At 64.3% G+C, this 24,777-nt stretch carries 25 protein-coding genes and 4 pseudogenes; 11 read left to right on the top strand and 18 right to left on the bottom strand.

Annotated features, from left to right (window positions below):
- Positions 1–343: 343 nt before the first annotated feature.
- Both S2M10_RS17675 and S2M10_RS17670 read right to left on the bottom strand, forming a co-directional pair.
- The gene (locus tag S2M10_RS17675) at positions 344–910 is read right to left on the bottom strand and encodes a GNAT family N-acetyltransferase (protein WP_082731249.1); all 567 of its coding nucleotides are present in this window, start codon (positions 908–910) and stop codon (positions 344–346) included.
- Positions 907–1,581, bottom strand: a complete 675-nt coding sequence (locus S2M10_RS17670) for a YgjV family protein (RefSeq protein ID WP_082731248.1) — start codon at positions 1,579–1,581, stop codon at positions 907–909. The genes S2M10_RS17675 and S2M10_RS17670 overlap by 4 nt, the downstream gene beginning before the upstream one ends.
- Before the next feature lie 471 nt (positions 1,582–2,052).
- Here S2M10_RS17670 and S2M10_RS17665 point away from each other — a divergent pair, with 471 nt between their 5' ends.
- Positions 2,053–2,508 (top strand): hypothetical protein, encoded by a 456-nt coding sequence (locus S2M10_RS17665; RefSeq protein WP_037569531.1) that lies wholly within the window; start codon positions 2,053–2,055, stop codon positions 2,506–2,508.
- A 65-nt stretch (positions 2,509–2,573) separates the two neighbouring features.
- Here the strand turns inward: S2M10_RS17665 and S2M10_RS17660 are convergent, their stop codons facing one another.
- The gene (locus tag S2M10_RS17660; RefSeq protein WP_348770628.1) at positions 2,574–4,718 is read right to left on the bottom strand and encodes a TonB-dependent siderophore receptor; all 2,145 of its coding nucleotides are present in this window, start codon (positions 4,716–4,718) and stop codon (positions 2,574–2,576) included.
- 104 nt (positions 4,719–4,822) lie between these two features.
- Positions 4,823–5,104 (bottom strand): annotated as a pseudogene (locus tag S2M10_RS17655) (transposase); the annotation flags it as partial.
- 9 nt (positions 5,105–5,113) lie between these two features.
- Here S2M10_RS17655 and S2M10_RS17650 point away from each other — a divergent pair.
- The 3 genes and pseudogenes from S2M10_RS17650 to S2M10_RS17640 all read left to right on the top strand — a co-directional run.
- Positions 5,114–6,070: pseudogene (locus S2M10_RS17650) on the top strand (IS21 family transposase); the annotation flags it as partial.
- The gene (gene istB / locus S2M10_RS17645) at positions 6,057–6,785 is read left to right on the top strand and encodes an IS21-like element helper ATPase IstB (RefSeq protein WP_017977237.1); all 729 of its coding nucleotides are present in this window, start codon (positions 6,057–6,059) and stop codon (positions 6,783–6,785) included. The pseudogene S2M10_RS17650 and the gene istB, both read left to right, overlap by 14 nt.
- Before the next feature lie 168 nt (positions 6,786–6,953).
- Complete coding sequence (locus S2M10_RS17640; RefSeq protein WP_168847194.1) at positions 6,954–7,844, top strand: ABC transporter permease; 891 nt, start codon at positions 6,954–6,956, stop codon at positions 7,842–7,844.
- 239 nt (positions 7,845–8,083) lie between these two features.
- Here S2M10_RS17640 and S2M10_RS22460 read toward each other — a convergent pair whose 3' ends face one another.
- Positions 8,084–8,281, bottom strand: coding sequence for a hypothetical protein (locus S2M10_RS22460; RefSeq protein ID WP_066690605.1), 198 nt, complete (start codon positions 8,279–8,281; stop codon positions 8,084–8,086).
- An 11-nt stretch (positions 8,282–8,292) separates the two neighbouring features.
- Here S2M10_RS22460 and S2M10_RS22455 point away from each other — a divergent pair, with 11 nt between their 5' ends.
- The gene (locus tag S2M10_RS22455) at positions 8,293–8,544 is read left to right on the top strand and encodes an EAL domain-containing protein (protein ID WP_198158551.1); all 252 of its coding nucleotides are present in this window, start codon (positions 8,293–8,295) and stop codon (positions 8,542–8,544) included.
- A 121-nt stretch (positions 8,545–8,665) separates the two neighbouring features.
- On the opposite strand, the gene S2M10_RS17630 is transcribed toward S2M10_RS22455, so the two are convergent.
- Together S2M10_RS17630 and S2M10_RS17625 are read right to left on the bottom strand one after the other, a co-directional pair.
- On the bottom strand, positions 8,666–9,841 hold the full coding sequence (locus tag S2M10_RS17630) for a zinc-dependent alcohol dehydrogenase (RefSeq protein ID WP_007406891.1): 1,176 nt from the start codon (positions 9,839–9,841) through the stop codon (positions 8,666–8,668).
- Between the two features lie 99 nt (positions 9,842–9,940).
- Positions 9,941–10,240 carry a diguanylate cyclase gene (locus S2M10_RS17625; RefSeq protein ID WP_231729959.1) on the bottom strand — a complete coding sequence of 100 codons (300 nt, stop codon included), beginning with the start codon at positions 10,238–10,240 and terminating at the stop codon, positions 9,941–9,943.
- A 274-nt stretch (positions 10,241–10,514) separates the two neighbouring features.
- Here S2M10_RS17625 and S2M10_RS17620 point away from each other — a divergent pair, with 274 nt between their 5' ends.
- Positions 10,515–12,683 carry a catalase gene (locus S2M10_RS17620; RefSeq protein WP_007406883.1) on the top strand — a complete coding sequence of 723 codons (2,169 nt, stop codon included), beginning with the start codon at positions 10,515–10,517 and terminating at the stop codon, positions 12,681–12,683.
- A gap of 95 nt (positions 12,684–12,778) precedes the next feature.
- Here S2M10_RS17620 and S2M10_RS17615 read toward each other — a convergent pair whose 3' ends face one another.
- The 4 genes from S2M10_RS17615 to S2M10_RS17600 are packed head-to-tail and all read right to left on the bottom strand — an operon-like array spanning position 12,779 to position 15,967.
- Positions 12,779–13,375, bottom strand: coding sequence for a class I SAM-dependent methyltransferase (locus tag S2M10_RS17615; RefSeq protein ID WP_007406872.1), 597 nt, complete (start codon positions 13,373–13,375; stop codon positions 12,779–12,781).
- A complete protein-coding gene (locus S2M10_RS17610) occupies positions 13,372–14,025 on the bottom strand; it encodes a PIG-L family deacetylase (RefSeq protein ID WP_007406874.1) in 654 nt (217 codons plus the stop codon). The genes S2M10_RS17615 and S2M10_RS17610 overlap by 4 nt, the downstream gene beginning before the upstream one ends.
- A complete protein-coding gene (locus S2M10_RS17605; RefSeq protein WP_007406880.1) occupies positions 14,022–15,008 on the bottom strand; it encodes a hypothetical protein in 987 nt (328 codons plus the stop codon). The genes S2M10_RS17610 and S2M10_RS17605 overlap by 4 nt, the downstream gene beginning before the upstream one ends.
- Entirely contained in the window at positions 15,005–15,967 is a 963-nt protein-coding gene (locus S2M10_RS17600; protein ID WP_211091119.1) for a glycosyltransferase, read from the bottom strand. Before S2M10_RS17600 ends, S2M10_RS17605 begins: the two co-directional genes overlap by 4 nt.
- 325 nt (positions 15,968–16,292) lie before the next feature.
- Here S2M10_RS17600 and S2M10_RS22800 point away from each other — a divergent pair, with 325 nt between their 5' ends.
- Together S2M10_RS22800 and S2M10_RS17590 are read left to right on the top strand one after the other, a co-directional pair.
- Positions 16,293–16,379: a hydroxyisourate hydrolase gene (locus S2M10_RS22800; protein ID WP_231729964.1), complete on the top strand. Its 87-nt coding sequence runs from the start codon at positions 16,293–16,295 to the stop codon at positions 16,377–16,379.
- A 49-nt stretch (positions 16,380–16,428) separates the two neighbouring features.
- Positions 16,429–16,623 carry a hypothetical protein gene (locus tag S2M10_RS17590; protein WP_007406887.1) on the top strand — a complete coding sequence of 65 codons (195 nt, stop codon included), beginning with the start codon at positions 16,429–16,431 and terminating at the stop codon, positions 16,621–16,623.
- Between the two features lie 43 nt (positions 16,624–16,666).
- Here S2M10_RS17590 and S2M10_RS17585 read toward each other — a convergent pair whose 3' ends face one another.
- The 3 genes from S2M10_RS17585 to S2M10_RS17575 form a co-directional block, all read right to left on the bottom strand.
- The gene (locus S2M10_RS17585; RefSeq protein WP_113667991.1) at positions 16,667–17,314 is read right to left on the bottom strand and encodes a TMEM175 family protein; all 648 of its coding nucleotides are present in this window, start codon (positions 17,312–17,314) and stop codon (positions 16,667–16,669) included.
- A 6-nt stretch (positions 17,315–17,320) separates the two neighbouring features.
- On the bottom strand, positions 17,321–18,151 hold the full coding sequence (locus S2M10_RS17580) for an aldo/keto reductase (protein ID WP_211091118.1): 831 nt from the start codon (positions 18,149–18,151) through the stop codon (positions 17,321–17,323).
- Positions 18,152–18,226: 75 nt separating this feature from the next.
- On the bottom strand, positions 18,227–18,805 hold the full coding sequence (locus S2M10_RS17575; RefSeq protein ID WP_198382195.1) for a TetR/AcrR family transcriptional regulator: 579 nt from the start codon (positions 18,803–18,805) through the stop codon (positions 18,227–18,229).
- A gap of 138 nt (positions 18,806–18,943) precedes the next feature.
- Here S2M10_RS17575 and S2M10_RS17570 point away from each other — a divergent pair, with 138 nt between their 5' ends.
- The 3 genes and pseudogenes from S2M10_RS17570 to S2M10_RS17560 form a co-directional block, all read left to right on the top strand.
- On the top strand, positions 18,944–19,933 hold the full coding sequence (locus S2M10_RS17570; RefSeq protein ID WP_009823890.1) for a zinc-dependent alcohol dehydrogenase family protein: 990 nt from the start codon (positions 18,944–18,946) through the stop codon (positions 19,931–19,933).
- 100 nt (positions 19,934–20,033) lie between these two features.
- A complete protein-coding gene (locus S2M10_RS17565; RefSeq protein ID WP_062127096.1) occupies positions 20,034–21,143 on the top strand; it encodes an S-(hydroxymethyl)glutathione dehydrogenase/class III alcohol dehydrogenase in 1,110 nt (369 codons plus the stop codon).
- A 463-nt stretch (positions 21,144–21,606) separates the two neighbouring features.
- Positions 21,607–21,978, top strand: a pseudogene (locus S2M10_RS17560) (excinuclease ABC subunit A); the annotation flags it as partial.
- A gap of 66 nt (positions 21,979–22,044) precedes the next feature.
- Here S2M10_RS17560 and S2M10_RS17555 read toward each other — a convergent pair.
- The 4 genes and pseudogenes from S2M10_RS17555 to S2M10_RS17545 form a co-directional block, all read right to left on the bottom strand.
- Positions 22,045–22,965, bottom strand: a pseudogene (locus tag S2M10_RS17555) (transposase); the annotation flags it as partial.
- Positions 22,922–23,494 (bottom strand): hypothetical protein, encoded by a 573-nt coding sequence (locus S2M10_RS23155; protein WP_348770630.1) that lies wholly within the window; start codon positions 23,492–23,494, stop codon positions 22,922–22,924. The gene S2M10_RS23155 and the pseudogene S2M10_RS17555, both read right to left, overlap by 44 nt.
- A 60-nt stretch (positions 23,495–23,554) precedes the next feature.
- On the bottom strand, positions 23,555–24,043 hold the full coding sequence (locus S2M10_RS23150) for a hypothetical protein (RefSeq protein ID WP_348770627.1): 489 nt from the start codon (positions 24,041–24,043) through the stop codon (positions 23,555–23,557).
- The gene (locus tag S2M10_RS17545; protein ID WP_030541616.1) at positions 24,027–24,776 is read right to left on the bottom strand and encodes a hypothetical protein; all 750 of its coding nucleotides are present in this window, start codon (positions 24,774–24,776) and stop codon (positions 24,027–24,029) included. Before S2M10_RS17545 ends, S2M10_RS23150 begins: the two co-directional genes overlap by 17 nt.
- Position 24,777 lies beyond the last annotated feature (1 nt).

Raw genomic sequence — 24,777 nt, 5'->3', positions numbered from 1 at the left:
TTCCTCAGAGCGCAACGTGCCGGACCGAGCGGGAAAGCTGGCTTTATCAGTGCTTCCCCAAAGGAGCAGGCCGCAGGAGGCGACAATCAGTGATGTCACTTCGTGACATTTACCGCTGAAAGCTACACATGACGACAACGCATTTCTGCGGCCCGCCGCTTGTCAGAACTGTTCTGGAAACCTGCTTCGCAAAAGCGCTTGCCGGCTACGGGTTTGGAGAGCCCATTGGCACGGAGCGTGAGCACAACGCCCCGTTTGCAAGCAGCGCCGGTGATGGCGAGCACACTGGCAGATAATTCGAGCAGGACGCTCCCCGCCAGTGGCAGAAAGCGTGAGCAGGAAATCAGGCTGTTTGCGAGCACACGCCGCTACGTGTAGCGCCCGATTCTTTGTTGGCCGCCACCACATCTCCGCACACGGTATAGCCAAGCCGTTGGTAGAGTGCGAACGCCCGGTCGTTGCGAACAGCAACGTGGAAGATCAGGAAAGGTATCCTGCGGCGACGTACCCATTCCTCGGCGGATTTCACCAGACTTGTTCCGAGCCCACGTCCCTGCCACCGTGTCCGGATAGCCAGATTAAACGAGGCAAATTCGGCAGCGCCTTCGATGCACACGCTCCGCACATCTATGTAGCCGACGAGGTCGCCTATGCGTTGCAGGACGAAGATGCCTCGTTCGCCGGCTACGGCGGCGCTCAGCTCCACAGTTGTGCGGCGCAGGAGTTCCCCTCGATCTCGGACATCGAAGATCATATGTTCCGCTTCGCGAGCGAGGGCGATCTTCAAGCGTACCAAAGCTTTAGCGTCGGCAAGGTTCGCCGGGCGTGGCTCGCTCCAACTCCGCTTTCCGCCTACTTGAGCTATCGAACGCGCCGGCGGGAGTGGGGGCGCGTATATCGCCTGTGTCATGTGAAGACTTGGGCTCCCTGTAACGCGCGCGCGCGCTTTGGAATCGCGAGTTTGCCGAGGGATAGGTGACCAGAGCGGAAAGCGTGACGTGGGGAAAGCTGCGTCGGACAGCTTAGGCTGCGTGGCCCGTCCGCTCCACGCTGTTTCCGCTTCCAAAAGGCAAAAAGCCCAAGCAGATTGCCTGCGACAGATACAAGATCAACGGCCAAGGCGAACGGTGCGCCAATGAGAAGATTGTGGGCCAGCCAGAAGGGGGCGGCCACGAGAAAGACCATCTTCATCCGCGTCGTTGATCGCTGGGTCCGTGCCATGAAGGAAGCAGCCCCGCCGCAAGCGGCAAGGCCGGATAGGAGCCCATGCCAGGTCGCCACGGTAAGCAATAGCAGCGCGAGCAACGTCGCGCCGTCGAGCGCGAGCTTGGCAACCCGGTCACGAACCACCAGCGCGACGGTGAGCTGCATCAGGGAAAGAACGCATGCGGCCGAAGCGGTAGGCGCGCCGATCAGCGCGAAGTGCAGCGCGAAGGCGCACGCGCCGGTGCCTTGCACCATGAGCGCTCCCCGGCGCGAGGGTAGGAGCGGCCAGCTCACCACGCAGCCGAGGCCGACGATGCCGAATAGGATCGCAGCTAACCCGGTGCTCGCAAACGTCTGATCGAGGAAAAGCGACATCTATGCTCGCGTCGGGGTTGGTCCGGCTTCCACCGTGAAGGAAGAAGGTTAATGTGACGTTGTTGTCGACCGCTTTCCCATCGCGAGTCCCGGCCACAATGGCATTTGGCTTTTGTTGCGGACTGGTTCATTCTGCGCCTAGGGCGGCGCTCTTCCCTTTGGGTTCCGCCCGTGTTTGGACCAGGACAATGGTGCGTGACGCTTTCAAGCTTCTCGCCATCTCGACGTCGCTCGTGCTTTCTGGCTGTGTCAGTCCGCGAGAAATGGCCGCTCGCCATCGGGCGGCGTGTGCGAGTTATGGCTTCCAGCCTGGAACGGAGAGCTATGCGAATTGCCTTCTTCAGCTCGACGTAGGTGATTACGGCTACGGCCATCACAGGGGTGGCGTGCCGTTGTTTCCTGCCCGGCATCGGGCGCCCGCACCGCCTTTCCCTATCGCCACGCAAGACTAGGGTCGGCTACAGTTCACTGATGCTCCTTCGTCCTCACCTATTGATCTGCGCACTTTCGCTCGGCAGCGCCGCGCCCGTGGCGGCTCAGCAAGCGGTGCCTGCCGCGCCACGAACCGTGGCGGGTGCTTCGAAATTCATCCAGGACATGCTGACCCGCGGCACAGCCGTCGCAAAGCCTTGGCCGGGTTTCGTGCGGAGCAGCAGGATCACGAGCGTAGGAGTGAAAGGTGGTTGCCTCGTTACGCTCACGCTCGCCGACAAAAGCGCCCTCAGCGTGAAACTCGATCAGGTGGTTGCGATCCGACCGCTTTACTCGGCCAACGCGCCCCAGGCGTCGGTGGAGATCAAAGGGGGCGCGCAGCCCTACGAGGGTCTCGATATATTCGTCGGGGACAACGACGCGGTGCGCCGCGTCGGTGATGCCCTGGAGTTCATGCGCCAGTCCTGTGATCCATCGGCGAAGACTGGTTTCTAAACCGGCCAGCGGCGTCTCACCGACTTTTGCAAGGTTCATATGCTCGCAACCGACCAAGTTGGCCGTTATAACCTCATTCTAACCGTCGCGCGCACCGTCGTCGGCGCGCCGGGCATGATGTTGTTGTCGTTGTAGGCGGACGAGAAATAATCGCTGTTAAGCAGATTCTCGACGTTGATTTGCGCCTCGATCTGGGGGGTGAGCTTGAAGAATGCTGCGGCATCGACGCGCGTGAAGGCGGGTAGGATGGCGGTATTGCTGATGGAGGTGAAGCTCTTCGACTGGTGATAGACCCCGACCCCGGCCCCAAGGCGAGGGGTGAGGTCGTAGCGGGTCCACAGCGAAGCCTGCTGTTTGGGAACCAGCGGAACCTCGCGCCCGGCCGGGGCGACACTCGTCGTTTTGCGAATTGTCGCGTCCTGCAGCGCATAGCCCGCGCTGATCTGCCACTGTGCTGTGATCGCACCGCTAAGGCCGAGTTCGAACCCCTTACTGCGCTGAGCACCCGTCAGCACCGTCCGCGCGGCGTCGTTGGGGTCGGCCGCGCGGGTGTTGGTGCGGTCGAGCTGGTAGATGGCGGCCGTCAGGTTCAGCGTGGGCAGGATATCCCACTTGAGGCCAAGCTCGTAGTTGTCGAACCTTTCCGGTTCCAGCGCGGCGCTAGTGATATCGAGTGATGAGAATTGATCCCCCGACTGCGGCAGGAAGGACCGGCTATAGCTGGCGTATATCGAGACAGGTTGCACCGGCTTGAGCACCACGCCCACTCGGGGAGACCACAGGGTGTCCGTGCGGCTATAGCTCTGTGCGGCAACCAGGTCGTCGACGTTGAGCGTGAAGCGGTCGCGGCGAACGCCGCCGATGACATCGACATGGTCGCCGATCGAGATCTGGTCCTGCACGTAGAAGGCAGTGACGTCGGCGTTCGTGCGGACCGACCGGTAGCCGGTGTTGGCGGCGGTGCGCAGCGTAACCGGCGGCACCGTGATCGGGTCGGCCAACCCGACAAAGACGCGCCGCCCCCCATTGACGATATCGCCACCCCCGAAAAAGCCGTTGATCCGCTGGTTGCGCGTGCGCTGGTCGCTAACTTCGAAGCCGGCGAGCAGCACGTGGCGAACGGGGCCGGTGGTGACGGTCCACACAAGGTCGTTCTGGTTGAGCAGGTTCGTGCGCGTCGTGGGATCGCTATACGCTTCGAGGCCGACGCTGCGGACGCCGCCGCGCGGCGTGACCGGGGTTACCGCAAAGGCGTTCCGATAGAGCTTGTCATAATCACCGTACAGGATCCGGCTGGTCAGGGTCAGATTGTCGCTGAAGCGGTGCTCAACGCGGCCATTTAGGACCTTGGCCTCGAAATCGCTGACGTTGAACCCCGGCACACCGAAGAAGGTGTCGCGGACGCCGGTAAGCGGACGTGATGGGCTCGCGAGCGAGCCCTGGACGGCCGAGGGGACGCCTCGGTCGATCGTTCGCTTGTCGCTGTTATATTCGAAGCCCAGATCGATCCGAGTCGCACCGCCGAGCGAGAGCGCGACGGTCGGGTTGATCGCAACCCGGCGCCCGTCATAGAAGTCGCGATTGTTTCGGAACTCCTCGTAAACGGCGTTCATCCGGGTGGAGACGGACTCGCTGAGTGGCTGACTGATGTCGGCGTCGACATACCATGCGCCATATGTGTCCGCCGAACCGCTGCCGCTGATGAAGGCGTTGGCGACAGGGCGCTTGGTGACGCGGTTGATCACGCCCCCGCCGCCGCCGCGCCCGAAGATCATCGCGTTGGGACCTTTCAAAACCTCGATCCTCTCTGCATTGTAGAGGCCGCGATAATATTGCACGTCGTCACGCAAGCCATCGACGAAGAAGTCCGCGGTGCTGCTGTTCCCGCGCAGGATGATCTGATCGCGGTGTCCCTCACCTTGAGAGATTACGGCGCCGGGGACATAGCGTAGTACATCGGCAATAGAGCGCATCGCCTGGTCGTCGATCTGCGTTTCCGTGATGATCGATACCGCTTGGGGGACATCGTTGAGCTCGGTCGGTGTGCGCGTGGCGGTGCTGGTCGCATCGATCTGATAGCCGTCGCGGACGCCGGTCACGATGATCGTTTGCGAGGTGCTGCCGGGGCCCGGCAGGAACTGGTCTTGAGCCATTGCCGGGACGGTGAGCAGCCCGAAGCCGAGTGCAGTTCCAATACCAAGATTTCTCACCGTTGACCCTTTTGCGAATCTCTCTCACCAACGCAATAGGTGATTTGAGAGTGCGTCGCAATAGCCTTCGTGAGCAGCCCCCACCGGGTGGTCCGGGTAGATAGTTAGTGCATTGTCGTCTCCGCCGCCATTGCCGGGCGCAGGTGGAGCGAAGCGGAACCGGAGGCCGGCAATGGCGGCGTCGCCGCTTCTGGTGCGGGTGGGCGATAGCCCAGGCTGCTATGTGGCCGGATGGTGTTGTAGTGGCGCCGCCACGCCTCGATCAGCACTCTGGCCTCGGCGAGGCTGTAGAAGATCTCTCCGTTAAGCAGCTCGTCACGCAGCGAGCCATTGAAGCTCTCGTTGTAGCCGTTCTCCCATGGCGAGCCTGGCGTGATGTAGAGCGTGTTCACGCCGCCTTCTTCGGAGGCGTGCCGACGCGCGGCATCTACGACAACATGAAGACGGCGGTGACGAGCGTGTTCACGGGCAAGGAGCGGGTCTTCAACCGGCGCTTCCTGGTCATGGCCAACCATTACATGGTCGAGCCGACCGCCTGCTCACCGGCGTCGGGCTGGGAGAAGGGTCAGGTCGAGAACCAGGTACAGACCGCGCGCGGCCGCTTCTTCCAGCCACGCCTGCGATTTACCAGCCTCGAGGAGCTGAACGGTTGGCTGGAGGCCGAGTGTCGGCGCTGGGCCGACATGCACCGGCATCCCGAGCGGAAGGAACTGACGGTCGCCCAGGCATGGGCAGCCGAACGGGCGGTGCTCCAGCCTGTTGTCGCGCCCTTCGACGGCTTCCACGAGAGCGAGCATGCGGTAAGCGGCACTTGCCTCATCAGCTTCGACCGCAACCGCTACTCCGTTTCTGCCAGGGTGGTGCGACGTGCCGTTCAGGTCCGCGCCTATGCCGACCGCATCGTCGTGCGCTGCGACGGTGAAGTCGTCGCCGACCATCCCCGGTTCTTTGGCCGGGACCGGACCATCTACGACCCGTGGCATTATCTGCCGGTGTTGGCGACCAAGCCGGGCGCCCTGCGCAACGGCGCACCGTTCCAGGGCTGGGAGTTGCCGCCTGCGCTGTCACGGCTGCGGCGCAAGCTCGGCGCCGGCGACGACGCCGACCGGCGGTTCGTGCGGGTGCTGGCGACAGTGCTCGATGACGGGCTCGAGGCGGTGGAAGCGGCCGTGCGCGAAGCATTGCTGGCCGGCACCGCCAGCGACGACGTCATCGTCAACATCCTGGCCCGCAGGCGAGAACCGCCACGACCGCTAACCATTGTCACCCCCGAGGACCTGGCGCTGCGCCATCCGCCCCGCGCCGACTGCAACCGCTATGACAGCCTGCGAGGTCTCCATGCAGCGGCATGAGATGATGACGGCCATGACCGAGTTGGGGCTGAAGGGCATGGCTGGCGCCTTCGACGAGGCGGTCACCACCGGTCTCCAGCGCAAGCGCACGACCATGGAGGTCCTGACCGACCTGCTGCGTGCCGAGGCGACGCACCGCCATGCAGCGTCGGTCCGTTACCGGATGTCGGCCGCCAGGTTGCCCGCGGTGAAGGACCTCGACGCCTTCGTCTTCGATGACACCCCCATCAACGAGGGACTGGTGCGCTCGCTATACAGCGGCTCGTTTCTTCCGGGCCGGCGCAACGTCGTGCTTGTCGGTGGGACGGGCACAGGCAAGACGCACCTCGCCACCGCCATCACCACCAATGTGGTACGGGCCGGCGCCCGGGGGCGCTACTTCAACACGGTGGACCTGGTGAACCGGCTTGAGGAGGAAACGCGTCTTGGCAAGGCCGGCACGCTGGCAGCCCAGCTCTCCCGGCTCGATCTGGTGGTGCTCGACGAGCTTGGCTACCTGCCGTTCGCCCGCTCGGGCGGCCAACTGCTCTTCCACCTCGTCAGCAAGCTCTACGAGCAGACCTCGGTCATCGTGACCACGAACCTCGCCTTTGGCGAGTGGCCGACCGTCTTTGGCGACCCCAAGATGACCACCGCGCTGCTCGACCGCATTACCCACCATTGCGACATCGTCGAAACGGGCAATGACAGCTGGCGCTTCAAGCACCGCAGTTGACGCCCAGGACCACCGGCAGAGAACGCTTCGCGCTGGTTGCGCCTCCGGTCGGGCTACGCCCGCCCTACGCCGCAACCAGCGCGAACAAAGCGCCCGTCATACCCGTCACGCTGCTCGACGAAGGGGGTCCCTTTTGCACGCCGATAGGGGGTCCTTTTTGGACGCCGATTGACACCCGACATCATGGCGGCGCGTGAAGAAGTGCGCCAACGGCGTGCCTACGGCATTCTCTACCTGTCGAAAGGTCTCGGCGGAGCGGCACTGAAGGGGCGGCCCGGGGCGGGGGCGGCCTTGATCGTCAACGGGACGTACTTCGTGCGTGCTGAAGGGATCGCCCGCGCGCTAGGCGATGTCGTGAGAGAGCAGGCGGTTGAAGTGACTGGGTCACTTACCGCTCGTCGCAGTCGGTCCGGCGCGACAATCGTTATGCAGCCGCTGTTCAACACCACCGGTGGTTATCGCGACTACGTGTTCCCGGCGATCGCCAACATCATACTTCAGCAAACGTTGCTCTTCGCGTCGGCGCGGCTGATCGCTGAACGACGTCGGCGTGGTGATTGGCAGCGCGACCGTGCAACTGCCCTCGGCACCTGGATAGCGATGACACTGATCGGCATCTTTGCCGGTCTGTTCGTGTTCGGGTTCGCGTTCTGGGTGCAGGACGTGCCACGCACCGGCAATGTGCCCGGCCTGCTGCTCGCCCTTCCTGTGTTCGCGGCCACGGTAGCGGCTCTCGGACTGGTCGCGGGAAGCCTGTTCCGCAGCGGCGACGACGCGTTGAAGCTCCTAATGCCGACCTCGGTGCCGCTCGTCTTCCTGGCCGGGTTCGCATGGCCGCTGGATGAGATGCCGGGCTGGCTGGCGGCGATCGCCTGGTTCTCGCCGGCTACGGCCGCCATGCACCTGTTCATTCGCTTCAACCAGATGGGTGCTCCGATCGCTGAAGCCGCCACCCCGCTGTTGGTCCTGATCGGCTTGATGATCGGGTACGGGGCGATCTGGTGCTTCGGTCGATCGCATGCCGGATGCGAGGATCCGACCAGCGATGCGGCAGGCTGATCGGTTTCATGTTGTTTCACAGCCGATGAGTTTGGATACCGCCCCGCCACGAAACACAGGCGACGGAGCGGTACCAATTGCCGAAATACGCCGGCGTCCCCTTCTCGCAGACGAACCTTGGCAGCGTGCAAGTGCCTCAAGGGTGTCCCACCACCACCGTCGAGAGAGAAGGTGTTGATCGGGTGAGGTGTAAGCGGCCAAACTTGAAAAGCCAAGCTTCAGGCCCTTCGCGCCGCCCCTCACGACAGCTTCAACATGCAAATCAGCATCAGGCTGATTCCGCCCAAGCAGAGGAGCGACAGCACCACCGCCAGCGTGACCCGTCCGCCAGCCTTGGCGACGGTGCGGATATCGACCCCGAGCCCGAGCGCCGCCATGGACACCACGGTCAGGAACGTCGCGGTATGTTCGATCGGCGCGACCGCGATGGTGGGCACCAGCCCGATCGATCAGTCGTTCGTTTCGCGATCTGGCCGATGACGAGCGTGGACAGGCGCTTGTCCGGTCGATGATCACGCTGTCGCACGATCTCGGCTACCGGGTCGTTGCCGAGGGCGTCGAGACCGCCGCAGCCGCGGCGATCCTGGCCGAGTTGGAATGTGAGGAGGCGCAGGGTTACTATTTTGCCCGTCCGATGGAGGAAGAAGCGCTGCGGCTATGGCTCGTTGCCTCTCCGCAAGAATCATCCGTTGCAGCCTGACTGACACCTAGATCTGCCGACATACTTGGTTGCAAGCTGATCGACACCGCCGCTGAACATAATCCACAGCGGCGGCGGCGATCGGCATCGATAAGCGTCCTGTTCCCGGTTGTTCCGCCAATCAGCCGTGCGGCCGCATGACAACCTTGATTACACCTTCCTGCTTGTCACGGAACTTGGCGTACATCTCGGGCGCGTCCTCAAGACTGGCCGGATGCGTGATCACAAAGCTGGGATCGATCTCGCCCGCGACGATCTTATCCAGTAGCGGCTTGGTGTAACGTTGCACGTGGGTCTGCCCAAGCTTGATCGTCAGCCCCTTGTTCATCGCTGCACCGATCGGAAGCTTGTCACCCATCCCGACGTAGACGCCGGGCACGGAGACCGTGCCGCCCTTGCGGCAGCTCATGATCGCCTGCCGCAGGACGTGGACGCGATCAGTGGCGAGCATCATGCTTGCCTTCACCTTGTCCATGACCGCGTCCGCCGCCCCGTGCGCGGCCGCCTCGCAGCCGACAGCATCGATGCAACTGTCGGGGCCCCGGCCCTTGGTTCGCGCCTGCAGCTCGTCATAGACATCGGTTTCGGCGAAGTTAATCGTCTCAGCGCCACCGGCCTCCGCCATGGCGAGTCGCTCGGGCACCTCGTCGATCGCGATCACGCGGCCGGCGCCCATCATCAGCGCGGAGCGGATGGCGAACTGGCCGACCGGACCGCAGCCCCAGATCGCGACGGTGTCGCCATGCTCGATCTGTGCATTCTCGGCGGCCATGTAGCCGGTCGGGAAGATATCCGATAGGAAGAGGGCCTGCTCATCGGTAACGTTGTCAGGAATCTTGATCGGGCCGACATCCGCCATCGGCACGCGAAGATACTCAGCCTGGCCGCCGCAGTAGCCGCCCAGCATGTGGCTGAAGCCGAACAGCCCGGCGGGCGAATGGCCCATCGCCTTGGCGGCCATCTCGGCGTTCGGATTGGTTTGATCACAGGCCGCAAACAGACCCTTCTTGCAGAACCAGCACTCGCCACAGCTGATGGTGAACGGCACCACTACCCGGTCCCCGATCTTGAGGTTGGTGACCTCGGACCCGAGCGCCACGACCTCGCCCATGTTCTCGTGGCCGAGGATGTCGCCGGCCTCCATGGTGGGCTGGTAGCCATCCAGCAGGTGAAGGTCCGACCCGCAGATCGCGCAGGCGGTTACTTTGATGATCGCATCGCGCGGGTGCTTGATCTCGGGATCCGCGACGGTGTCGACACGGACATCGCCTTTACCGTGCCAGCATAGTGCGCGCATGTCGTTTCCTCATCTGAGTGGATGTCCCTGTCGTCAGGGCCATGTCTATGACGCTCAACGCCTTGAGCCGCGGCATGGGTCCCCGTCTATTTGATTCGTTTACATCAACGAGCGGCCGTAAAACGGCCGTACGGCCAGCGGGTTGAACGCAGACGGCATGCCCGGCTTGAAAGCCAGCAAGATAATGAAGTGGGTCGCCCAGGCCGTGCAGCCGGCCGACGCGATGGTGACAGGTTCCCACAGGCTGCGCGTCTTCCGCCCTGAGCGTACGGCATGGTCGGCCAGGGCAAAGGACGCATAGATACCGCAGAGGCAAACCAGGCCCGCGAGCAGCACCAACCACGGATCGTGGTCGTGCCGGACGCAGTCGAAAACCTGTACGACCTGGGAGTACATCATGCTCGGCTAACGGCAAGGCGTTAAGACATCCTCAACCGGTCCATATCGGCTTTCCCTGGCTGTGATCCAGGACCAAGGAAGCCGCAGTCGGGTTCTGCGCAGCCATGAACACTTACGTTGCCGAGCCCGCGCCTGTCGTTCGAACCGGCGACCATGCTCGACTGACATAACTTGATTTCGCTCCTCCGGGTCGGTTCCCAGTCGCTACAAAGATTTATGCCTCGCACCGCCGTGGCGCTGGTGGCATTAAGGGCATGATCGGAGGATTACGTCCATGGCACGCAAGAGCATCAAAAGCGACGCGGTGAAACTCAAGGGCGAGACGGCTAAGAAGGCACCGCCGCTGCCGGCGGGTGCCGACCAGCCGACGAACTATGCCGAACAGCAGGGCCATGGCGGCGAAACCCGCCAGACGACCTCGGACGCGGCACTTACCATGACCACGCAGCAGGGCATCCCGATCGCGGATGCCCAGAACAGTCTAAAGGCGGGTCTGCGGGGCCCCACGCTGCTCGAAGACTTCATCCTCCGCGAAAAGATCTTCCATTTCGATCACGAGCGCATCCCGGAGCGCGTCGTCCACGCACGCGGCTATGGCGCGCACGGCGTGTTCGAACTGACCGACAGTCTGGCCGACTACACCCGCGCCGACGTGCTGAGCACGGTCGGGCAGCAGACCGAGGTGTTCGTCCGCTTCTCAACGGTAGCGGGCAACAAGGGCTCGCGCGATCTGGCGCGCGACGTGCGCGGCTTCGCCGTCAAGATGTACACGAAGCAGGGCAACTGGGACATCGTCGGCAACAACATCCCGGTGTTCTTCATCCAGGATGCCATCAAGTTCCCCGATCTGGTCCATGCGGCCAAGCAGGAGCCCGACCGGGCGTTCCCCCAAGCGCAAACCGCACACGACAATTTCTGGGATTTCGCCAGCCTCACCCCGGAAACCTGGCACATGATCATGTGGATCATGTCCGATCGCACGATCCCCCGCTCCTTCCGCACGATGGAGGGCTTCGGCGTCCACAGCTTCCGCCTGGTGAACGCGGAAGGCAGGGCGACCTTCGTCAAGTTCCACTGGAAGCCGCGCCAGGGGCTCCAGTCGGTGCTGTGGAACGAGGCGGTCAAGATCAGCGGCGCCGATCCCGACTATCATCGCCGCGATCTTTGGGAGGCGATCGAGAGCGGTGACTTCCCGCAATGGGACCTCGGCGTCCAGCTGTTCGATCAGGAAACCGCCGACAAGCTTCCCTTCGACCATCTCGACTCGACCAAGCTCATCCCCGAGGAGGACGTGCCGGTCCGCATCGTCGGTACGCTCACGCTCAATCGCAACGTCGACAACTTCTTCGCCGAAACCGAGCAGGTCGCTTATTGCACGCAGAACATCGTGCCGGGCATCGACTTCAGTGACGACCCGCTGCTGCACGGCCGCAACTTCTCCTATCTCGATACCCAGCTGAAGCGGCTCGGCAGCCCGAACTTCACCCACCTGCCGATCAATGCCCCGCGCTGTCCGGTGATGAACTTCCAGCAGGACGGCCACATGGCGATGCGCAATCCGAAGGGGCGCGTGAACTATGAGCCGAACAGCTGGGGCGCGGAAGGCGGTCCGCGCGAGAACCCGGAGATCGGCTTCACCAGCTTCCCCGCCGAGGTTCAGGGGACCAAGCAGCGGATTCGGTCCGAAACCTTTGCCGATCATTACAGCCAGGCACGGCAGTTCTATCTCAGCCAGCAGCCGATCGAGCAGAAGCACATCGGCGACGCGCTGGTGTTCGAGCTGTCGAAGGTAGATCGTGTCGACATCCGGGCCCGGGCGGTCAGCCACCTGCGCAACATCGACGAGGATCTCGCCGCTACCGTCGCGGACGGGCTCGGCCTCGACCTGCCGGACGCCGCCAAGGCGGCCAAGCCGACGCTAGACCTGCCGACATCGTCGGCGCTCTCGATCGTCGCCAACGGCCCGGCGAATTTCGCCGGGCGAAAGATGGGCCTGCTGCTGACCGATGGGTCGAGCGCCGAGCTGTTCAATGCGCTGACCAAGGCGCTGGAAGCCGAAGGCGCGGTCTGGGAGGTGGTCGCGCCGAAGATCGGCGGGGTCACGCTCGACGACGGCACCAAGGTCGCGGCCAAGCAGAAGATCGACGGCGGACCTTCGGTCCTTTTCGATGCCGTCGCGGTGCTTCCGTCCGAGGAAGGGGCTGCGCTGCTCGCCAAGGATGCGGCCTCCAAGGACTTCGTGGCGGACGCGTTCGGCCACTGCAAGTTCATCGGCTACACCGATGCAGCCGCCACGTTGTTCGACGCTTCTCGGGTGCCGGAGCTTGACGATGGCTTCGTAGCCCTAAGCAAGAGCAAGGACGTCAAGGCGTTCGTCACGACCTGTCGTGACCTCAGGTTCTGGGCTCGGGAGATGAAGGTCGATCTCGACGCGGCGGCCTGACGACCCTGGCGGGAGCGGCAGGTGGACGTCCTGCCGCTCCACTTAACGGCAAGCCTCATATCGCACGGACGTGGGACGTGCTGCCTCGCTCGCGTTCAACGGGATCGGGTCATACCATCGGCGCGGGCCGCGGTAACGACCCAGCGGCCGGTGCGGCCCGCGGTGCGAACCGTCCAACAACGCCCGGTCTCTGCGAGGAACCGGGCGTGGATCCCTGCCGCATGCTGGACGAAATCGTAGAAATCAATCCTGTGGTGCGCGAGCACGATGATGCCGCCTGGGCGCAGGCGAGCGGCCATCTCACGCGCAACCCGGGCCATCTCTCGCGCTGAGAGGTAATACAGGATCTCGGCGATCACGATCACGTCATAGACGAGACGTGGCGGTCGACCGGGGAGCACGAGCAGCGATGCGCACGCACGAGGCCAGGCGGCAACGGCGCGTGCCGTCAGGTCGACCCCCTCCCTCGTGCCCTCGGTCGCATCGAGGCGCAACGCCATCCTCGCGATCGCGGCACTGTTGGATCCGTTGCCGCTGGCCAGCTCCAGCACCCGTCCGACCGGTCGGTGACCTATCGCGTGCAGGATCGCGGCACGCTTCACCGCCTCGTCACGGGCGGTGAAGGTGCGCCAGGGATCGTCGTCGCCGGCGAACTTGGCGGCGAACCCGGCAAGATCGATCGGGCTCGTCACTTCGAACCCGGCCGGTAGCGCTCGACCGGACGAGCAAAGGCCGCAAGCTCGTGTCTCGCGATCGTGAAGCCTGCTGGGTCATCGGAAACGGCGCCGAGCTGCGTCCGGTAGACGCGGATCAGGGACCGTTTCACCGAAACTCCCCCGGGCACAGCGATGCGCCATGCCGGTCCGGACCTGTCCGGGCGAGGCGGCCACACGCGGTAGGTCAGCCGACTGGCGCCACCCGGGCATCCGGCTACGGCCGCGGCTACGGCGCGGTGATCGGGATGGTCGTCATCGCAGGCCGGTCCGACGATGAGATCGAGATCCCGGCATCGTGCGACCTGGCGGCGCAGCGCGCGATAACAGCGCCCCGGGATCGAGGGCAACTGGCCATCGGGCAAATTGAGGAACGAGACGTCGCCAGCAACGATGCCGAGACGACGTAGCGCATGAAGGCTCTCACGCTGGCGAGCCGCGACCAGTCGCGTCCTCGGCCATTTTCGGCTGCCCCGGTGAGATGCGGCACCATCGGTCACGACCGCAACCCGGACCCGAGCTCCATGGCGGCGAAGCCGCGCAATGAGGCCTGCCGCGCCGATGACCTCGTCATCCGGGTGCGGGGCGATCACCAGCGCGACACGCACGTTTCGCAGCGCGATCTTCACAGGATGGGGTCGAGGATGTGCTCGGCGACAGCTTGGCCGACGCGAAGGCGATGCGCATCGGGCGCAGGCTGGCGCAGGTACACCATGAGATCGGCGATCTTTGCCGCCAGCGGATGCGACAGGAACAATCCCTGCAGCCCCACCGCCTCCTGCGCGATCGTGAGGGCGCGCTCGGCAGAGCCGGCGATCGATAGCCGCGCAGCGGACACCCGGGCGACGCGTTCCGCATCCGTCCCGCTGAACCAGGCGTCCGCCGTGTCGCGGATGCTCGCCGCTGCACCCTGGGCAAGCAGGAACAGGTCGGCGAGGCGCGATGCCTGGAACGGATCGGAAGCGCGCTCGTGGGTGGTCAGGTGGTCACGCACTGCATCGAGCAGGCCGGCGATGCCGCCGGCATGAACCGCGGCGAAGCGCAGCGCGCCTCCGCTGAAGAACGGCTCCCGCGCATAGCTGCCGGGCTCGCCGATACGGCCGTCTTCACCGATCACAGAGCCGGACCAGCGTACCAGATGTGTCTCCGAGCGCTGCATGCCGATCGTCTGCCACCACTCCCGATCGATGGCAGGCGGATCGGCCTCGAGGTCGAGCAGGAGCAGCTGCGGTCCGCTTTCGCTATCCGCGGTTACCAGCGCGTGAGTCAGTATCCCCGCCCCCGATGCATAGCCCTTGCCGCCGGTCAGCCGTCCGCCGGTAAGCACCAGCGGCTCACCCGGCAGGCCCGCATTCCAAATACCCAACGTCGCTCCCGCAGCGATGCGCGCCCGCAACGCAGCGACCTGGGACGACGTGCCGTATCGAAACACGATCTGCACCGCATCGACATGCCCCTCAAGCAGGCGCCCGATGGGGAGATCCCGGCGTCCCGCAGCGTAAAGAGGGCGGAGCAGGTCCAGATATGCCTTGGGCGTCGTCGGATCGCCGGCGGGATCGGTCGCCCACCCCGCCGCGACGATCCCATGACGCAGAGCTCCGGCCGTCGTCATACCGCCTGCTCGCAAAGCTGGTTCTCGAGCGTTGCCAGGGCATGCTCGGCCTCGACGAGGGTGACGTCGGGTATATCGGGCAGCGCCGGCACGACACGCATGGCGAACGCCTCTGCGTTGGGGCAGTCGCGCGCGACGCCGATCACATGGTCACCGGTCAATCCGATACGGTCGCCGAAGCGAGCTGCGACAAAGGAATCGGGGAGCCCGGCCCAGATGCGGCGCGCCTCCGCCTGCTGTCGGTATTGCCATGCCGCCCCTCGGGGATGCGGCATTGAGGGTGCCCCGTGATGGTCGATGGCACTGAGCGCAGCCGCCATGCCGCCCGGCGCCCGGCCGAGCCGCCGTGAGGAGGTCGCAACCACCATGCCGGGATCGCGGCGCACGCGAAACCCGGCGCGCCCGGCATCGTCGAGCAGGGCGGCGTCCTCGCCGCATGGCACCGGCTGGAAGCCACCCAGTGCCTGATAGGCTCCGGGTCGGAAGGCCATGTTGGCGCCTCCCGAGCAGTGGGAGCCGGTCGGACTGTCCCACGGAACGGGGTCGACCGATCGTCGGTAGGCGTGAAGCCGATCGAGGTAGCGCTCGACCCTCCCCTGCACCGGATCCCGCTCCGCTGCGATCCGGACGATTCGCCCGGCGACAAGGTCGGCCGAGGCCAGGCCCTGCAGTGCCGCCCTGACCCAATCGGCACGGGGCTGGCTGTCGGCGTCGGTCGTCAGGAGAATACCGTGGGGCGTGCTCGTCGCATGATGCAGGCCGAGGGCGATGGCGGCCCGGCGGGCACGACCGGCATTGGCATCAGGGCACGGGTCTCCCTGAGCCACCGTGAACGGAAGGGCCATGCGACCAGCATGCTCGAGTATTACCTGCTCGCTCGCATCCGAGCAATCATCAAGGAGGAAGAACACGGCAGCCTCGACGTCGCCCAGGTCCAGTCGCCCGATCGCCTCCAGCAACTTCGGTAACGCAGTCTCCTCGTTGCGGACCGGAACACAGATCGCAGCTGACACAGGTCGCAACGGCACCCCCACCATCAGTTTCGCAGGACCGGCGACCCTGCCTTGCAGGACTGTAGGTGATAAACGCCGGTTTCGATAGCTGCTCGCGGTGATGCAAGATGCCAGATCGTAATGCAGGACTACAGGTTTGCTCGATTTCGACCGAGAGATCGGCGTCGGGTAGGTAGCCGTCGCGGTTCGCGCCGGGCATCTACAGACTGCAGTTCGACATGTCGGGCTACCCGAACGGAAAGCGGCGCCATTCTTCCCCGAGATCGAGCTCGTGTTCCGCGTCATCGATCCTGCCGCGCACTACCATGTCCCCGTCGTGGTCAGCCCCTACGGCTACTCCACCACCCGGGGCAACTGACCACCAATCACGCCTCGATCCCTGCCTCGAACATCGGCTTGTATAGCTCGTGCTCGAGCGAGCGCAGGTACCGGTCGAGGCGGTCGACCAGCGCTGCGACGTCCGCAGCACTCCGCTTGGGGTGAAAGGCCTAGGCGAGATCGGCATCGTCGGCACCGCCGCTGCGATTGCTAACGCGATCTATCACGCGACCGGTAAGCGGGTGCGGTCCCTGCCGATCACGATCGATAAGATCCTGGATTGATTAGCCGATGTGAGCATCCGCCTCGCCGGGTCTATAGCCGGTCTCAACCATTCTCCGGTTCTTGGCCTGGCTTGTAGCTGGGCTTTGCTGGCGGAACGATATAGCTCAACGTAACGATCCCCGCGACGATCAGTCCAGCACGCCAATTCCAGATTGCCAGGGCAAAGGCTGCCCAATAGGCTCCGGCGGTGACGGCGAATTTGAGGGTTGTTCGCCTGAGGTAGGCGTCTGTCAGGCGCTGGTCTGGAAGCCCCCTCGCGGTTGCATAGACCCAACGCACGAACCACCACGTCGCCGGCGCCGCTGCCACGCCCAGATAGGCCAAAACGGCGGTCTTGCTTTCCGCGTCATCGCCGAGATGCTCGATGAGCGGCCGCGCAGGAAATGGCGTGATGCTGACAGCGGCAAGAAAGCCGATGCTGAGCAGATTGTAACCATGATCGGTTTTTTGCAGAAGCTTGCCGGTGAAGTGGCTGGAAGCCCAGTAAAGACCGATCAGGATCACGCTAAGGGCGTAGGCGGCATATTCCGGTGCCAGCTTTAGGTATGCCGCTGCCAGGTCGCCGTCAGTCGGCTCTGGTGCGTGTAGTTCGGTCACCGGGAGGGTGATGGCAATTGCCAGCACCGCGTCCATGAATGCCTCAAGGCGGTCGGATTTGCGTTCGGTTGCTTTGAAAGACGATGTCGCCATCTGACGCTACAGCATTTCGAGTGGGCGACGGCCCGCTGGCCGGGGAAATGCCGCATCGAGTGTCGCAAGGTCGGCGTCGGAGAGGACGAGATCTGCGGCAGCACGGTTCTCCCGCACATGTGCAATCGAACTCGCTTTCGGGATGGCGATAAGGCCATCGTGGCGCAACGTCCAGGCAAGTGCGACCTGCGCAGGGGTTCCGCCAACCTGGGCCGCTACTTTGTCGAGGGCGGGATGGCTTGTGAGGCGTCCCTGCTCGACGGGACTATACGCCATCACTGGCACTTTGTGCTGTGCGAGCCACGGCAACAGGTCCAACTCAGGGCCTCGACGGACGAGATTGTATAGGATCTGATCGGTCACGCAGCCATCCCCGCCGGCAGCGACAAGCTCGTCCATATCGTCGGTATCGAGGTTGCTGACACCCCAATGCCGAATCTTTCCTGCCGATTTCAGCGCCTCCATTGCCTCTATCGTCTCAGCGAGCGGCAACGATCCACGCCAGTGGAGCAGGTAGAGGTCGAGCCGATCGGTGCCGAGCCGCTTCAGGCTCGCCTCGCACGCACCGGCAAGGCGGGAGCGCGATGCGTTCTGTGGATACGCCTTGCTGACGAGGAATAATTGGTCGCGACGATCGCCGAGCGCTTCGCAGATCAGCGTTTCCGCCGCGCCATCGCCGTACATTTCAGCGGTATCGATGAGCGTCATGCCTAGCTCGACACCGGCGCGTAGCGCGGCGATCTCATCGGATCGCCGTTCGGCACGTTCGCCGATCTTCCAGGTGCCTTGACCCATCGAAGGAACCACTTCCCCGCCGGGCAATGTCACGTGTTTCATGTGCTTTTGTCCTATGAGATGAGTTCGACAGTTCGGTCGCGGGAGGCGGATTGGCAGATGACCACCATGTAGCGATCATATCGCGGCCGGCCATCGATCGAGTGCCATTTTGGCGATGGAGAGCAGTTCGTTGATCGTAGCGCCGTCGCGCGCCTGAACGGACATGCCTTCCATGACCGTATTGATGAATTTGCCTAGCACGGCCGGATCGGTGTTGGCCGCAAGCTCGCCCTGCGCGGCGCCGCGTTGCAGACGCTCGATCAGGAGGGCCTCCGCCGCGATACGCTTGTCGCGCAGCAGGCATTCGATGGCGGCGGACGCCGGCGAAACGGCTGCCGCTGCCGAATACATGAAGCAGCCGGCCGGCGTTCCAGGTTCCGAGAATGATGACGCCGCTCGTTCCAGCAGGCCTTTGACGGCCTCGTAGGTGGACAACGCCGGATCGTTGATGGGTGCATAGAGGTGGACGCTGAACGTCGCGGCGTAGCGCTCGATCACCGCCGCAAACAGCCCCGCCTTGTTGTCAAACGCTGCATAGAGACTGGCAGCGGCGACGCCGGTCTCCGCCACCAGATCGGCCATCGATGTCGCCTCGTAGCCGCGCTGCCAGAACAGCCGCACCGCCTTGTCGAGCGCAGCGTCAGTGTCGAACACACGAGGGCGACCTGCGCGGCGACGGGCTTTCGTCTCTGTCATCTCTGGTGCACGATATGGAACGATCGATAAATAATGTCTTGAAACGGGTGGTCTTCTCCCTTACAGAATGATCATTCAATAATCAAGGAATCTCCAATGAGCCGCATCGTCCGTATCCACGAATATGGCGACGCCAGCGTCCTCAGGATTGAAGATGTGGCCGTCCCCGCGCCCGCGGCCGACGAAGTGCAGATCGCGGTGAAGGCGATAGGCATAAACCGCGCCGAGGTGATGTTCCGCAACCATGCCTACCTTCAGGAAGCCGAGTTCCCGAGCCGCCTTGGCTATGAGGCTGCCGGCACTGTCGTTACGGTCGGCGCGGACGTGACCGGGTTTGCGGAAGGCGAAGCCGTCAGCGTCATCCCCCCGCTCGATATCGCGCGCTGGGGCACTTATGGCGAGGTCGCCAACGTGCCCGCCCGCCTCGTCGTCAAGCATCCGGCGGCGCTGTCGTTCGAGGAAGCGGCGGCCGTGTGGATGCAGTATGTCACCGCCTGGGGTGCGCTGGTGGAGCAGGCGAAACTCGGCGAGGGCGATTTCGTCATCGTCACTGCTGCCTCCAGCAGCGTCGGCCTTGCTGCCTTCCAGATTGCGCGGATGGTCGGCGCGACGGTAATCGCGACGACGCGTACCGGCGCCAAGCGCCAGGCCCTGATCGATGCCGGTGCACATCATGTCGTCGCAACCGGGGAAGAGGATCTGGTAGCGAGGGTGATGGAGATAACCGATGGTCAGGGTGCGCGCGTGGTGCTCGATCCGGTCGGAGGCCCGTCGTTCGAGCCGCTGACCGAGAGCATGGCACGCGGCGGCATCCTGCTCGAATATGGCGCGCTCAGCGGCGAACCGACGCCGTTCCCGTTGTTCTCCGTGCTGGGCAAGAGCCTCACGCTCAAGGGGTATCTCTACAGCGAGATCGTCTCGGACGATGCCGCCCTCGATCGTGCCAAGGCGTTCATCGTGGCGGGTCTGGAATCGGGCGCGCTCAAGCCGCGGATCGCGCGCACTTTCCCGCTCGACGCAATCCAGGACGCTCACCGCTTCCTCGAATCGAACGACCAGATCGGCAAGGTCGTCGTTACGGTCTGACCGGCATACCGGGGGAGTGAGCGATCGCTCCCCCACGAATTTGCGCTGACGCAACGGCCTCGCACCAGCAATCGGTTTAACTCAACGAGGGTATCCCAACATGAAATCTCGCGCCGCTGTAGCCTTCGAGGCGGGCAAGCCACTCAAAATCGTCGAGATCGATGTCGCCCCACCCCGGAAAGGCGAAGTCCTTATACGGGTGACGCACACCGGTGTGTGCCACACCGACGCGTACACGCTGGCGGGGAGTGATCCGGAGGGTGTTTTCCCGGTGGTTCTGGGCCACGAGGGCGCGGGCATCGTTGTCGAGGTCGGGGAAGGCGTCACCAGCGTCGGGCCGGGCGATCACGTGATTCCGCTCTACACCGCCGAGTGCGGCAAGTGCGACTTCTGCCTGTCGGGCAAGACCAACCTGTGCGTCGCTGTCCGCGAAACGCAGGGCAAGGGCTTGATGCCCGATGGGACCACCCGCTTTTCGTACAATGGTCAGCCCCTCTATCATTACATGGGCTGTTCAACCTTCAGTGAATATACTGTCGTCGCCGAAGTCTCGCTCGCCAAGATCAATCCCGAGGCAAACCCCGAACATGTCTGCCTGCTCGGCTGCGGCGTCACGACCGGCATCGGCGCAGTCCACAATACCGCCAAGGTCCAGCCCGGAGACTCCGTCGCCGTGTTCGGCCTCGGCGGCATCGGCCTCGCGGCGATTCAGGGTGCGCGCCAGGCGAAGGCGGGTCGCATCATCGCCATCGACACCAATCCATCCAAGTTCGAGCTGGCACGCCAGTTCGGTGCTACCGAGTGCATCAACCCCAAGGACCATGACAAGCCCATCCAGCAAGTGCTGATCGAGATGACGGGCTGGGGCATCGATCATACCTTCGAGTGCATCGGCAACGTCCACGTCATGCGCGCCGCGCTTGAATCAGCGCACCGTGGCTGGGGTCAGTCGATCGTGATTGGCGTTGCCGGCGCGGGCGAGGAAATCTCCACCCGCCCATTCCAGCTCGTCACGGGCCGCGTATGGAAGGGGTCCGCTTTCGGTGGCGTCAAGGGACGGACACAGCTCCCCGGCATGGTCGAGGATGCGATGAGAGGCGATATCGATCTGGCCCCATTCGTAACCCACACGATGGGTTTGGAGGAGATCAACGAAGCCTTCGAACTGATGCACGAAGGCAAGTCGATCCGCACGGTCATTCACTACTGACCCGCCGATCCGAAGCGGCGCGAGGCGCTCGGATCGACAACTCGGCCGTCATCATGGCCCGACCCCGGCCATGATGAAGCGCGCTCTGGCAAATGGGCAACCCGTCGCAATGCGGTAACAAGCGCCGAAGTACGGTCGTTACATGCCGATAGCGGCACGGACCAGGGCCGCCTGGCCCAGGCGCTTACCAGCGGAGTGTGTGTGGCCTCGTCGCGCGACCCAACGGGGAAAATGGTTTTGTCGTAACCTTTGTCCAATGCTGGAAAAATATTCCAAAGGTGCCGAATATCGGGTCAGCCTGACCTTTGGATGTATTGAGTCGGAAAAGCATTCATCTGTTACCCGACTGTGATGAACCTTGGACCGCACGGGCGGTTAGGGCAGGAAGACTGAATTGAAGAGCAAGGATATTCACGCGACGACGCCGGCCACCGATCATGGGCATACAGGGCCGCCCGCTTGCGTGCAGGTTCGCGGCGCGCGCCAGAATAACCTCAAAAATATTGACGTCGATGTACCGCGCGACGCCTTCGTGGTGTTCACCGGCATATCGGGCTCGGGCAAGTCATCGCTCGCGTTCGGCACCCTTTATGCCGAAGCGCAGCGGCGTTATCTGGAATCGGTTGCGCCCTATGCCCGTCGCCTGATCGACCAGGCCGGCGTGCCGGAGGTCGACGCGATCGACGGTTTGCCGCCTGCGGTCGCGTTGCAGCAGCAGCGCGGCTCGGCCAACGCGCGATCCTCGGTCGGCAGCGTGACGACGCTCTCCAGCCTGGTGCGGATGCTCTATTCGCGCGTCGGCGAATATCCGCGCCATCAACCCATGCTCTATGCGGGGCTACGACACGAAAGTGTGACCAGCGTACGCCAAGCGTGAACGATAGGCGAACACGAAGCCGCGTCATGCAGCGAGCAACGATGTGGGTGTGCGTAGCGGCCTGAGCTGGCCGACCGGAGGGCGGTCGTCGGTGTTCCAGCGGTAGTCGCCGGTGAGCGAGATATGCTCCCACCCGAGCGGTGCGATGTGGCGGGCAGTTTCAGGAGGCACGGCCATGCCGGCGATGGCCTGTTCGAGGTAGCGGGTGTTCCACAGGATGATGGCGGCTACGAGCAGGTTGAGGCCGGAGGCGCGGTAGGTCTGGTTTTCGAACCGGCGGTCCCGCAGTTCGCCGAGCTGATTGAAGAACAGCGCTCGGGCGAGCGCGTTGCGCGCCTCTCCCTTGTTGAGTCCGGCCTGGGCACGCCGGCGCAGGTCGATGTCGCGCAACCAGTCGAGCATGAAAATCGAGCGTTCGATCCGCCCGACCTCACGCAATGCCAGCGCAAGGCCGTTCTGACGTGGATAGGCGGACAACCGGCGCAGCATGGCGGAGGCGGTGACGGTGCCGCTGCGGATCGAGGTGACGAGGCGGAGCAGTTCGTCCCAATGGTCAGCGACGTGGCCGACCGCGACCGGATCGCCGGTCAGTCCGACGAGCAGCGCCCCGGCATCCTGCTGCGGCAGCAGATGCAGGCGTCGTTCCTTCAGATCCCGCAAACGCGGCGCGAAGCGGTAGCCGAAGAACGGCATGAGGCCAAATACATGGTCGGAGGCCCCGCCGGTATCGGTGTAATGCTCTTCGATCGACAGACCGGTGGCATGGTAGAGCAGCCCGTCGAGGACATAGGGCGCCTTGCCCGCTGTCGCCGCGATCACCCTGCTCGCAAACGGGTCATATTGATCCGAGATGTGGGTGTAGAAGCTGACGCCGGGTTCGTTGCCGTTACGCGCGTTGATGTCACCGATCGCAGCCCCGCGCCCACCGGCGTGAAAGAGCTGGCCATGCGCTGCGCCATAGGCGCTCTCGCTGCGCGAACAGCTTCGCGTCGAGAATGATCTGACCGTCGGTGATCGAGATCAGATTGGTCGGAATATAGGCGCTGACGTTGCCGGCATCGGTCTCCGCGATCGGCAGAGCCGTGAGCGAACCGCCCCCCTTCTCCGTCGAGAGACGCGCCGCACGTTCGAGCAGGCGGGAATGGAGGAAGAAGACGTCGCCTGGATAGGCCTCGCGCCCGGGCGGCTGTCCGATCAGCAGGGCGATCTCGCGATGGGTCGCGGCATGCTTGGTGAGATCGTCGAGCACCACCACCGCATGGCCGCCACCATCCCGAAAATACTCGGCCATCGTGAAGCCCGCGAACGGCGCGATCCATTGCAGCCCCGGCGCCGCGGCGGGGCTCGCCACGACGAAGATGGTGCGATCCGGCGCGCCATGCCGCCGCACCTGATCGACCACGCGCGCGACCGCCGAGCTTTTCTGGCCGATCGCGACATAGACGCAGATCATGTCGCTGGTGCGCTGGTTGATGATCGTGTCGACCGCGAGCGCCGTCTTGCCGGTGGCGCGGTCACCGAGAATGAGTTCGCGCTACCCCCGGCCGATGGCGAACATCGCATCGATTGCGAGCGTGCCGGTCTGCACCGGCTGGACGACGAGGTCGCGTTCGATGATCGCCGGCGCCGGCCGTTCGACAGGATCGAAGCGCCTGGCCCGGATCGGCGCGCCCCCATCGAGCGGACGGCCGAGCGGATCGACGACTCGGCCAAGCAATGCCTCGCCAACCGGCACGCGCACCACCTCGCCCGAGCCGGTTACGGTGTCTCCTGCCTCCACCTGTGCGGCATCGTCGAGCAGCACGCAGCCAATCCGGTCCCGGTCGAGCGTGTGGACGAATCCGGTCTGGCCCCGGGCGAGATAGAGCAATTCGTCGAGGCGCGAGTCCGGAAGGCCCGAGACCATGGCAACGCCGTCGCCGATCGATTCCACCCGGCCAATTGCATCGACACGCGGCCCGAGATTGGCGCGCGCGATGCAGCTCTGGGCCTGCGTCAGCCAGTCTTCAGGCGATCCGGGCATGATTGTCCTCATTGAGGCTCTCCACCATGGCGTCGAGATCGGCGCGCCAGCTGTTGCGCACGACGGCGTGGGGCGTGCGAAGCTCCGCGCCGGCGATGAGATCTGGATCGACCGCGAAGATCGGGGTCGCGGTATCCGGCAGGATTTCGCCAAGCGCGCGCGCTACCTGCGTCTGCAGATCGGCCGTCAGCGGCGCGGGCGTCGCGACGGTGACGGGCCCGGCGGCCGCCAGGCTGAGGCGATCCGCCTCGGAAAGGTCCCCGAGCCGCGCCTTGAGCGCGTCGACCATGGCCTGCACCGTCTGCTCGGGCGGGAGACGAGCGAGCAACGTGCCTGCCATCGAGGCGGCGAGGCTCGCTGCCTTTTCCCGCCACTGCGCCGCCACCCGCCCGCGTTCGGCATCGATCGCCGCATGGCCTTGCTCGACGACGGCGTCCGCCTCGAGCCTGGCCTGCGCGAGGAGGCGCTGGCGCTCCGCTTCGGCCTCGGTCCGGATCTCGGCGCGGCGAGCCGCCGCATCCGCGACGAAGCCGTCATTCTGCGTCTTGAGCGCCTGCGCTTCGGCCTGTGCCCGGTCCTTTGCCTCCCGCGCTTCGTCGAGCAGCGCCTGGGCCGATGCCTGGCGGGCAGCGATGGCATCCATCACCGGACGGAACAGGAAGCGTCCGAGCAGCCACACGAGGATGAGGACATTGACCGCCTGCAGCGCGAGCGTCCACCAGTCGATCCGCATG

Origin of the sequence: Sphingomonas sp. S2M10, assembly GCF_012650175.1 — a bacterium.
Classification (GTDB): domain Bacteria; phylum Pseudomonadota; class Alphaproteobacteria; order Sphingomonadales; family Sphingomonadaceae; genus Sphingomonas.
Note: the sequence above shows the minus strand (reverse complement) of the source record. Positions and strands in the feature narration are given on the sequence as shown.